The sequence below is a fragment of the Halococcus salsus genome (assembly GCF_009900715.1).
Lineage (GTDB): Archaea > Halobacteriota > Halobacteria > Halobacteriales > Halococcaceae > Halococcus > Halococcus salsus.
On sequence record NZ_JAAAJC010000023.1, the window covers coordinates 1 to 12,265 of the forward strand.

At 53.1% G+C, this 12,265-nt stretch carries 10 protein-coding genes and 1 pseudogene; 4 read left to right on the forward strand and 7 right to left on the reverse strand.

Annotation, left to right across the window (positions count from 1 at the left end):
• The coding region (gene gdhB, locus GT355_RS17640) for a glutamate dehydrogenase GdhB (RefSeq protein ID WP_160135812.1) at positions 1 to 1,061 on the forward strand (1,061 nt) is incomplete at its 5' end.
• Between the two features lie 38 nt (positions 1,062 to 1,099).
• On the opposite strand, the gene GT355_RS17645 is transcribed toward gdhB, so the two are convergent.
• Positions 1,100 to 1,279, reverse strand: a complete 180-nt coding sequence (locus tag GT355_RS17645) for a glycine zipper domain-containing protein (protein WP_160135813.1) — start codon at positions 1,277 to 1,279, stop codon at positions 1,100 to 1,102.
• 515 nt (positions 1,280 to 1,794) lie between these two features.
• Positions 1,795 to 2,064, reverse strand: a complete 270-nt coding sequence (locus GT355_RS17650; protein WP_160135814.1) for a hypothetical protein — start codon at positions 2,062 to 2,064, stop codon at positions 1,795 to 1,797.
• Positions 2,065 to 2,494: 430 nt separating this feature from the next.
• Here GT355_RS17650 and GT355_RS17655 point away from each other — a divergent pair, with 430 nt between their 5' ends.
• Positions 2,495 to 2,800: a hypothetical protein gene (locus GT355_RS17655; RefSeq protein WP_160135815.1), complete on the forward strand. Its 306-nt coding sequence runs from the start codon at positions 2,495 to 2,497 to the stop codon at positions 2,798 to 2,800.
• 245 nt (positions 2,801 to 3,045) lie between these two features.
• Here the strand turns inward: GT355_RS17655 and GT355_RS17660 are convergent, their stop codons facing one another.
• Positions 3,046 to 4,296, reverse strand: a complete 1,251-nt coding sequence (locus GT355_RS17660) for a magnesium transporter (protein WP_160135816.1) — start codon at positions 4,294 to 4,296, stop codon at positions 3,046 to 3,048.
• A 150-nt stretch (positions 4,297 to 4,446) separates the two neighbouring features.
• Here GT355_RS17660 and GT355_RS17665 point away from each other — a divergent pair, with 150 nt between their 5' ends.
• Positions 4,447 to 5,700 (forward strand): M20/M25/M40 family metallo-hydrolase, encoded by a 1,254-nt coding sequence (locus tag GT355_RS17665; protein ID WP_160135817.1) that lies wholly within the window; start codon positions 4,447 to 4,449, stop codon positions 5,698 to 5,700.
• 48 nt (positions 5,701 to 5,748) lie between these two features.
• On the opposite strand, the gene GT355_RS17670 is transcribed toward GT355_RS17665, so the two are convergent.
• The gene (locus tag GT355_RS17670; RefSeq protein ID WP_160135818.1) at positions 5,749 to 7,218 is read right to left on the reverse strand and encodes an APC family permease; all 1,470 of its coding nucleotides are present in this window, start codon (positions 7,216 to 7,218) and stop codon (positions 5,749 to 5,751) included.
• Between the two features lie 319 nt (positions 7,219 to 7,537).
• On the opposite strand from GT355_RS17670, the gene GT355_RS17675 reads away from it, so the two are divergent.
• Positions 7,538 to 8,473: a pre-peptidase gene (locus GT355_RS17675; RefSeq protein WP_240145892.1), complete on the forward strand. Its 936-nt coding sequence runs from the start codon at positions 7,538 to 7,540 to the stop codon at positions 8,471 to 8,473.
• Positions 8,474 to 8,532: 59 nt separating this feature from the next.
• On the opposite strand, the gene GT355_RS17680 is transcribed toward GT355_RS17675, so the two are convergent.
• The 3 genes and pseudogenes from GT355_RS17680 to GT355_RS17690 form a co-directional block, all read right to left on the reverse strand.
• Complete coding sequence (locus GT355_RS17680) at positions 8,533 to 10,830, reverse strand: hypothetical protein (RefSeq protein ID WP_160135819.1); 2,298 nt, start codon at positions 10,828 to 10,830, stop codon at positions 8,533 to 8,535.
• Positions 10,831 to 10,985: 155 nt separating this feature from the next.
• Entirely contained in the window at positions 10,986 to 11,888 is a 903-nt protein-coding gene (locus GT355_RS17685) for a carbonic anhydrase (protein WP_160135820.1), read from the reverse strand.
• Between the two features lie 251 nt (positions 11,889 to 12,139).
• Positions 12,140 to 12,265, reverse strand: a pseudogene (locus tag GT355_RS17690) (IS5/IS1182 family transposase); the annotation flags it as partial.

Below are 12,265 nucleotides of genomic sequence, written 5' to 3' on the forward strand. Positions count from 1 at the left end.
ACAGCGTCCGCGGTCCCTACAAAGGAGGTCTCCGCTATCATCCTGGAGTCAGCGAGGCAGAATGCACTGGCTTAGCGATGTGGATGACATGGAAAACCGCGGTCATGGATCTTCCATTCGGCGGCGCGAAGGGTGGTGTCGTTGTCAATCCCAAGTCTTTGAGCGAAGGTGAAAAGGAGCGATTGACTCGTCGGTTAGCACAGGAACTCCGGGAGAGTATCGGTCCTATGCAGGATATTCCAGCGCCTGATATGGGAACTGATGCTCAGACGATGGGATGGCTTATGGATGCATATAGTATGCAACAGGGCGAAACCTCGCCAGGTGTTGTCACTGGCAAGCCACCAGTCATCGGCGGAAGCTATGGGCGTGAAGAAGCACCTGGTCGAAGTGTTGCGATCATCACCCGGGAGGTCTGTAGTTACTATGATCGGCCGTTAGACGAGGTGACAGTTGGCGTGCAGGGGTTTGGAAGTGTCGGTGCAAACGCTGCTCGATTACTCGATAATTGGGGAGCAACCGTCACCGCGGTGAGCGATGTGAATGGGGTTGCGTTCGACGCTAATGGTGTCGATGTCCAAAATATCCCTTCGCACGATGAAGAGCCGGAGGCAGTCACAAAGTATGCGAACGAGGTTCTGCCTGCCGCGAAACTATTCGAAGTCGATGTAGACGTTCTCATTCCTGCTGCAATTGGGAACGTCATCACTCGGGATACCGCGGATACGCTCGAGGCAGACATCGTCGTAGAGGGGGCGAATGGTCCCACGACCTCTGAGGGGGACAAAATTCTCGGAGAACGCAATATCCCCGTTATCCCAGATATCCTCGCAAATGCTGGGGGTGTGACTGTCAGCTACTTCGAATGGCTCCAAGATATCAATCGGAGACCTTGGTCGCTTGAGGAGGTCAATAACGAGTTAGAAAAAGAGATGCTGACTGCATGGAATGAAGTCAGGACGGAAGTCGAACAACGAGATGTGTCGTGGCGTGATGCTGCATACATTGTTGCTCTCTCTCGTCTGGCAGAAGCCCACGAAGCACGGGGCCTCTGGCCATAATATACAGTCGCCCCTCTACCGCCCATATTCGTAATATTCTACGAGCGAAGATCGGAGAACCAACCAGAATTGATTGCGATGCCGAGAACAACACCCAGAGCAATCCCAATTGCTAATTGATCCATTGCGAGGCCGAATACGACACCTAGAGAAATGCCAATGGCTATTCCGTATCCTCTTTCGTCAGAGGACTCATCTTTGGGGTCTATGGCGGCCATAATACGGTATTTTGTGTCGTTACGAGATAATTCTATTGGTGGTTATTCTGAGTGTTGTTCGGCTTTTCTTTGTTTGTTCGCACCGGCTTTAGTGAAGGGATCAGAGCAGGATTCACGGGTTGCTCTTATCAATGTGAACCCAAATATGACTATATTAGGACCCATCTCTTCTTCAGCGCCAATGATTGATCAATATCAGTACAGAAGTATCAAAATGCCAACAAGATGATTTAGAACGACACCAGACCGCTTGAAAACAGAGCGCGCTCACCACCTCGTTCAAGATGGATGGGAACTCGACCGAGCAACGATCGACTGGGGTTGAGGGAAACGCACTCATCCTCAGACGCTCTCAGTAGACTAACCACTGCAATGTCGCTCCGTCAACGTATCGGAAGACTTTGGCAGACTCTGTTAACTGCTTGACGTGGCGATCCACATCGGCACAGTCTCAACTGGTTGGTCGTTCGGCGACCGAAAAACAATTCATCTTGCTGCACACTGGCGACATACGCTCACTTGTCTTCCCTCCGAGCGATCCATAGAGAAGACCCGCATCGGCGCTCGGTGTATTCCTCAACGATGAGCCCATCATCGAGTGGGGAATCGTCTCTGAGTTTCGGGAGATAAGACCCGACGAGTGACGCCGAAAGCTCGCTGTTTCCGTCCGTGAGGTTGGACGCACGAAAGTACCGATGGGTGTTGCCGTGTGGGTTGTCGCTTATGAAACGCCTGAGCGCGCTCTCGACGCGTTCACGATTGTTTTCAGTCTGTTTCGCGCTCATGGCTTGTTGGCATCCTTGCGGCGCTCTCGGTCGGCTGCACGGAGCTCATCGAGACACGGTCCGCAGATACGGCCGTCCTCGGGAACAATGTTCTCACACTGTTCGTAGTAGATGCACGCCCCGTCAGGGGTTGCCTTACTCCTGCCGAACGCTGCGAAGTCCGATCGGTCCGCGCTCACAGATTAAATCGCCTCCCCATCGGTGCCATCACCTTTTCGACTAGATTCGGTGGTCATTAAACCTCTTTCAATGAGCTTGAACGACTCCAAGAGGTCGGCTTGTGACGAGTGGTATTAGTTCACCATGACAGAGACAGAGCCAAACGGACGCTCGATTTGAACACTGAGCAGCTATCTGTAGCATTAGGAAGGTCAAAAGACAACAAACGGCAACAAGAGTTAACCTTCCTCGATACATGGTCCCACGTATCATGATAGATCGGCTAGGAGACGAAGTCGATATGCTCTCACGTCACTTGCACGTGCTAGAGTTGGTCCTGGAAAACGAACCTATCGGCATCGTGAAGATGTCGAACGAAACGGGGCATAAACATCACGAAGTGCGCTACTCGCTGCGGGTGCTCGAAGAAAAACAGCTGATCGAACCGACGGACAACGGTGCAATCGCGACTGAGCAGACAGACGAGTACGTTGCAGACCTCGATGAGAAAATTGACGCTGTCAACGATAAGCTTGAAGAAATACAAATCAGTGAGGAGCTTGAGGTAGATCACTGACAAATCTCGTCTCTTCATCTGTATTTTTTGTATTAACTAAAAGAATCCGCTGCAATACTTCTACTCTGTAAGTCGATATATCGAATGACTCTTCTGACCGCCGGCGTGGTGCCGACACCGACACTGACCGATTCGAAGATCAAAAATTGTTGACTAGGACCGGTTGTACGGGCGATATCCGTGTACCTCAGAGGGCCTTGAAATCGCTGCGTTCCCAGATAGGTCCCCAAATCCGAAGCCGAGAACTACAGCAACACAGCTTGCGCCAAGCCGAGAAAAGCGAAGAAACCGAGCACATCGGTTGCAGTAGTTATGAAAATCGTTGCTGACGTCGCGGGGTCTTGTCCGAGACGATCGAGGATGAGTGGAATGAGAGCCCCGAAGAATCCGGCAATGACGAGGTTTAGCACCATCGAGACACCGATGACTAATCCTAGAAGCGGGCTCTGGTTGAATACTGAAGCAATGACTGCAACCAGTGTACCAGTGATGATACCGTTTGCAGCACCTGCAATTACCTCGTTGACGATAACCCGTGCGCCAGTTGTGAGTGAGACCTGCTCAAGCGAAATACCACGAACCGTCACGGCCATCGTCTGAGTACCTGCATTCCCACCCATCCCTGCAACGACCGGCATGTACGCTGCCAATACTGCAAGTGCCGCGATAGTAGCCTCGAACAACCCGACAACCGCTGCAGCCATGAAGGCTGTTCCGAGGTTGATGATGAGCCACTTGTACCGACTCTGAATTTTTCTGATTGGCCCATCAAGCACGCTCTCTTCTTCGGCAACGCCGGTAAACTCATAGAGAGTCTCCCCTGCTTCTTCCTCAATGAGTGAGAGCATATCGTCAGCCCGAATGACCCCGACAATCGCGTCTTCTTCGTCGACAACAGCAACAGTCTGCTCGCGGTTCTCTTGAAATACTGCAATGACCTCTTCTTCAGGCCAATCATAGTGGACGTAGGGAACTTCCTGGATATACTCAGTGATTGTCTCATCTCCTCGGTCGCTCATCGCGAGTGTTGGTCCTGGTAACTCACCCAGAAATTCCACACCGTCGGTGACGAACACGGTTGGAAATCGGCCTGTGCGATCTTCGAAGCGACGAACTTGTTCGGCGACAATAGGAAAAGTCGCAGTAGAACTAACAGTGATGTAGTTGAGATCCATCACCCCAGCTGCAGTCTCGGGGTCAAATCCGAGCAAGAAGCTGAGTTTCTCCCGACGAGTCTCATTGAGCTCTTCGAGCACAGCCTCCTGTGTTTGCTCATCAGCCATTCCGAGTACATCAGTGGCTTCGTCGGGGTCGAGGCGGTGAACGAATGCTTGCAACTGATTACGGCTCATATTCGCGATCAGCGACTTCCGAACTCGCTCCGATAAACGAAAGAAGACGTCTCGTTTGCGGGTCTGTGGAAGATTCGCGAAGGTTCTTGCAGGGCTTGGGGAAGCCGCAATTTCCTGTTGAATATCTGTGAGCTGCTCGGCCATGAGGAAACAATTTCAATTGAATAGCTAAAACGATATAATTCTATTTTTTGCTTAGAATGGGGTGACTCTGCCAAGCCATTAGATCCAGGTTCAGTCTCGCGATCCTTTCGACCAGAATTGATATTACTATCACATATGTCTTCGTAGAAGATGCGCGACCTCACATCTCAGTACGACGACGAGCTTCAATCATTTGTCGAACGACTGGTCCGATTCAAAACAACAAGCGGCAATGAACAACAAGCACAAGAGTGGGTCGAATCCGAACTCGCCGCCCTCGGCTACGAGGTATATACGTGGGATGCCCCGGCTGAGAAACTCGCCGAGTTCAATGAGTTCCCATCAGCTTCGGAGATCGATACGACGGATAGGCCGAGTGTCGGTGGTGTTCTGGAGTTCGGTGACCCGGATGCCGGACCAACGCTCGTTTTCAACGGTCATATCGATGTCGTCCCTGCCGAGGAGTCCTTGTGGGACTCAGACCCCTTTGAGCCAACGTGGACAGATACCACCCTCACTGCACGCGGTGCCGCAGACATGAAATCAGGGCTTGGTGCATGCGTGTTCGCCGCTCTCGTACTTCACAAAGAGTATGGAGATAGCTTGAATGGGCGCATCGTCGTCGAATCGGTTGCCGGTGAAGAAGATGGTGGAATTGGTGCGGCAACCGCCGCTCACCTGAACCCATATCCGTTCGAACGCGACGCTGTGATTGTCGCCGAACCGACCGAAATGGGAGTTGTCACTGCAACCGAGGGCAATCTGATGAAGGAAATCCAACTCACTGGACGCTCAGCCCATGCGGCAACACGCTGGCGCGGTGAATCTGTCCTCCCGTACTTCGAGCAGATTCGTCGTGCTTTCGAGGAGCTAGAGGCCGAACGCGATGAAACGATAACTCATCCACTTTACGAGGGCTATCCTCTCTCATGGCCAGTCAATATCGGTATCGTCCGCGCCGGGTCATGGGCGTCGAGCGTGCCTGCACACCTTTCAGCCCAGGTACGTATCGGCGTCGCTCCTAGCGAGTCGCTCGAAGAAGTCGAAATTGCCTTTCAAAAGCGTCTCGATGAGGTCACCAATAACAGCGAGTGGCTCAGTGCTCATCCACCAACGTTCGAGCGACGGTCGATTCAATTCGCCTCCGCGGAGTGTGATCCAGACGCTGAGATCATCGGCACGCTTCAAACAGCAATGGACGAACACGGTCTCGAAGCCAACGAACCATATGGCGCGACGTATGGTGCTGACTCTCGGCACTACCTCGCTGCCGATATCCCAACCGTGCTATTCGGGCCGGGAAGTGTCGAGAATGCCCACTTCCCGAACGAGTCGGTCAGTTGGTCAGAAGTGCAGACTACGACAGCGGTGCTCGCAGAGACCGGCCGTCGTTTCCTCGCCTGAATCGCGTCACGTCCTTAAGACGGTCTTGGTTACTATTCGAGTTGAGGATCAATCGTCAGTTTGGAATTCGGGTGAATCGTAGAGTTGCTGAATTATCTGTTCGTCCTCGACCTTGCTTCCCTGCGAACGGAGATACGCTCGGTAGCCAAAGAAGATGGCTGCACCAGTGAGACCCCATACGAAAAGCATGAGGGCTGGATTCGACGTGAGGCCCTCGATAACGTTTCCGCGTAGTACCATCGATACCGCTGGCCCTATCCCGTTCACTGAGAGCGTCTGCCAGCCGAATATACCCATCGTGACTGCAGCAATGCCGCCAACGATCGTACAGGCTACTGGCGACAACCGAAACTCCGACTGGGCATACAGATCGGGGCGAAGCCACGGCAGCATCATCCCCGAGAACGAGTGGGTGAGGTAGACAAGCGTCACCGACGCCAGGGTAATTAGTATCGCAAATCGGAAAGTTGCCGTCAACACGAAGACGACACTGATAACATACGTAATGATTAGAGAAACATCCGGCGTGTGGAATCGGTCGTTGACGTGGGCGAGCGCACTTGGAACGGTGTTGTCTTTCCCGAAGGCGTAGAGCAATCGACTTGGAACCAGATAACACGTGTTCATCGTCGTTATGTAGGCGAGAATGCTGGCAAATGCGACGATGACAGCTGTATTGGCTGGGAAGTACGCTTGCGCGGCCACAGTTAATGGCGCCTCTGCTTCGGCCGCAGTCTGCCATCCAATGACGCCAATTACGACGAAGGTAACGAGTGTGTAGAGTATTCCGACGCCGAGCGAGGTGTACACGAATAATTTCGGCAGCGTCTGCTGGGGAGCTTTCATCTCTTCACCGGTCTGTGCGAGCGCCTCGAAGCCAACATAGGAAAACAACAGCACTGCAGTACCAGCAAGTATCGGGTCGATATATCCAGTCGCGTAGAGTTGTTGGGGAAACAGGGGGGTGAAGTTCCCAGCGTCGATGACGAACAATCCTGGAACGACCAGTAATAGAAGAATTCCGACGAGAGGCACCGTCAGTAGGGCCTGCGCATTTCCGTAGATATCGACGCCAAAGAGGTTGACGAGAAAGAGAATAGTGACCGCCAACAGCGTCCAGGTCTGAGCTGAAAGACCGGCAAACACACCGAATGAGTGGATAACACCACCCAGATCGATACCGATCGCTGCGATAGAACCGGCATACGCGATCCACTTCATCCACATTACGATATAGCCGGTAAACAGTGAGTTCCACGTCCGTGAGATATGGACATACGCTCCACCAGCGTGTTCACCTAACGGCCCGCTCATGTAGATCGAATAGATGACTGCAGTAGCGATGATGAGCGGAACGACGGCGAGAAACCCAAGCGGCACCGCGGGTCCCATAATGCCGGCTGCTTCTCCAGTGACAACGAAAATACCGGCACCGATCATCATGCCCGCCATGATCGTCGCCCCGTGTATCCACCCCAGCTGACGTACCAGTCCGCTTTCTTTGGTATCGGACGACATCTGTTGGAATCCCTGAATCGGTTTCGCTGTTACTGATATAAGCGTTTGGTGCGTGTTCACGATTAAGATGCCACTGTTCCTCTCGTTCTCGTCTGTGTCCCTCGGTGGACAGGGACGGGGATTATCGTTCTTGTGGACCGGATTAGACAAAGCGCCGTAGGTGCAATTTTCGGGTCTCGATCAATCTTGCCATCGTTGTCGCCAATATCAGATCGACCGATTGGGCCAGAAGACTTATCGCGAAACAGAATTCCCCACAAAACTTATTATACTTAATCGCACAAGATTTATTACTAAATATCAAAGATTACCAATGGGTATGAATCTCAAAAACTCTTTCTCCAAGACAAAGAACTCACAAACAACCAATCATAGTTTTGAAGAGTCAGTTGATGTCTCGCGACGCCGATTTCTCGCTACAAACGCCGCCGGAATAGTAGGTTTCGGCGCTGTGGGACGTGCAACGGCGACTCCGGATGAGCACACGCTCGTCATCAATGGTACTGGCTCTCCGACGACTTATTCGTTCACTGTCGGAGATAACCTCAAAAAGAGTACCGTCGATGGTGCAACAATCGACGATGATGATACGATCGTCGAACAGAGTGCTCATGGAACCGTCTATGGGGGAAGGGATGCTTACACGTTCACCGGCCCGCTCTACTCGTTCAAGTTCGACGACTCGAATACAATTGACGTCACCCTCGATGGCGAGGCCGCACACGTCGGACAGCGACCCAACCATACCCTTGTTATCGAAGGAACCGGCCCGAATACCGGATACTCATTCGCGACCAATGGGCTCATCAAGAAGAACGACGCCCACGGAGCGAGCAAAAATCCCTTAGACAAGGTCAATGCCTACGGTGCAGCGGGGGCAGTCGACAGTGGCAAGGATGCTTATACGATCGATGGGGAGCTGCAAGCCTTCGAGTTCGACCAGAACGGTGCTCTCGAAGTTACAATTGACGGGAAATCTGCCCACGTTGGGCAGCTCCCGGATCGAGCGATGACCCTTTTCACTGAACGGGAACATCAGGATGCGGAATATGAGGTTACGGTCAGTGGCTCGATTCGGGAGATGGTATGGGAGGGCCAAGGCCGCGGGAACCGGCCCGTTGAAGAGAAGACTATCGCTGGTTGGGTGTGGGGAGCCTCATATGACAAATTCACTTTCGACGGCGAAGTCGTATCGTTCGATACCAACAATCCCGACGTTCTCGAGGCCTATATCAACGACGAGAAAATCTATTAAATTAGGTTAGGAATTGGCGTAGCTTCGATGATCCGCACGTTTTGACTACTTAACCTGTATTACTTGTTCGTGACCTGGGAAGGCGAGACCTCCCGATCATTGAGATGGATCGTTGCATCTCCATTTAGGTCGAAATCGGCTACCGAACCCGAGATCGAGTAGCTATCGCGACCACCGCCATCAACTTGACCTGAAACGGTGTTCCCGGAGATATCGTCATTGTCGTCCGCTGTCGCGCCGTTCCGTGAGCTCTTTTCGACATCGCCGTCGACGGTAAACTCGTAGGTGGCTTGCTCGCCATTGCTCGAAATCGTGAGCGTACTGTCGGGGAACGAGTCCGCGCTCACCTCCTCGTCATTGACGTAGACGGTGGCGTCGCCATCAAGGTCGAAGGCGATGATCTCACCGGAAAAGCCGTAACTATCCCGGCCACCCCCGTCGACCTGGCCCGTTGCGTGAGCATCCGAGAGGTCGTCGTTGTCGTCAACCGTCGCGTTCATTGCATCACTTTTTCCCACTGTGACGCTCACCGCGAGGTCGTACGTACTCTTGCCCCCATCGCTCGCGACCGTGATCGTGTTGTTTGGCAACTGGTCAGCGGTTATCTCCTGACCGTTGAGTGTAAGCGTCGCATCACCGGACATTTCGAATGCGAGGATACCTCCAGTGAATGTATACGAATCGATACCACCCTCACCGACTTGTCCGCTGACGGTGTTCCCCGAGCGGTCGTCCGTACTGTCGACCGAGGCATCGTTGGCAGGACTCCGTTGAAGATCATCACCGGCAGCGAGCCGGTATGATGCCTCACCATTCTGCGGTGCCTCGATCGTCAACTCGCCGGATGAACTCCAGCGGAGTCCAGGTCCATCCGTTGTTTGTTCGGAATCTGTGTCTCCCGATGGTGTATCGACCGAGGAGATATCCTCAACAGAGAAATCGTCTACCCCGGCTGAGCCTTCTCGTGTGACCGGTGTGCCGGTAACGTCAAGAACCGTATCGTGAATGGCCGTCTCAGATGAGTCGGTCACCAAGATACCATCACGGTTCGCTCCTGTCTGCTCAATCTGGCAGCCGTCGACGACGGAGTCAGGACGGTCGATAAGCTTGATTGCCTCCTTATCGGTGGCATCACCGGTGACACTTACGTTCCGAAGGATCGCGGAGTGAGGTTTTTCTGGCGGGTCGTAACTACCCCCATCGGGCTCCTTGCCAAGTACGGCTCGGACCCCATCAGTATCAACTCCAATTCGAGTGTTCTCGACTTCGAAATGGCCGGCCGTCGACTCAGCGACGATAGCACCCCCAGTACGAGGTGCCGATCGGATCGGGATCTCGCAGTTCCGGATGCTGACGTCGACTGGCGTATAATTGTGCCCCATTTCGATGCGCACACCGCGATAGTTGAGCGCCTCGTCTGGGTTCGGTGCCTCACTCGCATCCGCATCCACCTCGATGGTAGCCCCATCGACATAGCTGTTCTCGCTCCCCAACCGGATTTGGTTGTTGTCGTTGTTGCGGTAAACTCCACCTTCGTACTGAACTACCCCATAAGTTCGGCTGGTGTAACAGCCGTTCGACCCGAACTCCTCGATGCGGCAGTCCCTGAAGGTGATCGTCCCGTAGGTGCCAAGTCCTACCCAGATGCCGCTCCGGCCATTGCCAGCGTTGTACGTCCCCATCAGCCCGTGATTATTAGCTGAAAGCTCTGTGACTAGCCCTGTGCCGGTCTCTGAGCGGACAATCGGATAGAAGAAATCGTGAACACGGGGATTCCCATTCTCTCCACCGGTCCCCGGAGAGTAACCGGGCTGATCTTTCGGGATCGAATCGGGGTGAATGCCCTGACCGATGAGCTCGACGTCGTGGACTCGGATATTGTCGTCACCTGCAATATGGAGCGCTGGCGTCGCCCCGTCGGCCTGCTGATCGATGTCGATTCCCTCGAACAGCACACCCGTTCCACGATCGATTACCAGGACTTTCTCATTAAAATTCTCAGGTACCACAAATCGGGCATCGCCTTCTCCCAGAAACCCTACGTTGGTCATCCCGAGAAGAGCGTTCTTCTCCGTGATCTTGTACTCGCCTGCCGGGAACTTCAGTAAGGTGTAGTCGTCGGCTGCTTCAGTGATCTGATTGTCACATGGTTCGTTTCCGCTCGGGTCACAGCCCATGTCCTCAACCATATCGATGGTCGTGTTGAACTGGATCCCTCGATGTGTGACTGCCGCACTGGCTAGCCCTGAGAGGAGTCCTGCCGACCCGGCAGCAATCCCCGCGAATTTCAAATACGATCGACGGTCGACCGATAGATGTGGCTCTCTTCCCCGTATGCTTCCCTTCTTGCGTGGCATCATCAGATTAGCTAAGCTCTGTGGTAAAAATATTAATGGCCCTTATCTAACAATATTTAGCTTCAATCGTAGCACGCGAAGACTCCGAGGAGCTGTCGAGCCTCTTATCGTATTCACTCATCCTCCGCTTCTACCGATTTTGGGTTAGAGAGCCATCAATAGAGGAGACTTTTGACAGCATCTTCGTACTGACTGGGAAGCTGCGCTCTTATTTTGTCCTGGTTCGTCTCTCCGTTAACGTTTACCAAATAGGTCTTTCCGGGTACGTCCCCGTAGACTTCCTGGAAATCATAGACAAATCCGTAGAGATCTCTCTCAGCAGAAACCTCGTCACTTTCGACCAGAAACTCGACCTGCTGATTGACATTGTATTCCACAAGCTGGTTGATGATGTCGGTGTCTGAGCTCGTCGTGTCGATGAGGTCGCTATCGAGACCCTCTTTCACGATGTCGAGAAGAACTTCTACCTCTTGGCTAATGCCTGGAGATTCAATGGAGCTGTTTCCAGTAACGCTTTCGTAAGCAGCGGTGATTGCCCCACAACCAGTGTGCCCGACAACAACGCCGCTTTCAGAATCCGCCTTCTCGAGCCCATAGAGGAAATTCCCATTGACCACCCGTTCACCATCAACAATGCTGATGACTTTGTTTCCGATATTGCTTGGTTTGAACAGGTAGCCTGCCTCGAAGAAGGAGAGAAACATTCCTTCCTGAGAGACACGTGAATCCGAACAACAGACGGAGGTGACTGGTGGTGCCTGACCCTGTTGGACATCACTGAAATATCCCTCTGGAAGTATGCTGTTCCAGATCTGATTTCGCTGAAGGAGCTTCTCAGGACCTCCGTCAGCAACAACCACATCTTGCCGATCACTCACGGGCGTCATTGGAGGCTCGTGCTGACTCCTCGTTGCGCTGGCGGTTCCTGCGTATCCACCAATTCCGAGCAACGCAGCACCGACTCCGCCCGATCGGAGGAGTGTCCGTCTGGTGGGAGTTTCGTACTCGGCGTTATCTGAAGACTGGTTCGTCTCGTCTGACGAGGAATCCTCTTTCATCTTCAGCTCACGATACCGTCGTTCGATGTTTATATCATTTGGAAAGCAGTGAAAATTCCGCTTCACACCTTGCAATCGTTCCCTACAAACAATAGTATAGTGCCGACACCAACACCGAGCGACAGTAGCAAATTGCCCACTGTTGAGAACGAACTCACAGACCGCTAACCGACAAGGGACCTCATTTTTGGAGACCGGGAAATTCGTGCTACCCTTGTCACCAACCACTAGAGCGTGTCATAGAAACCGTCTCATGCAGTGAGTATCTCGCGGCCGGGGTTGTCTCCTCGTTCATCATTGGTGATCGCGACGACTACTCGGAGGCACAGCGCGAGGAACACCTGCGCTCGTGCGTGAACGCGGCCTCGGGCACGGAC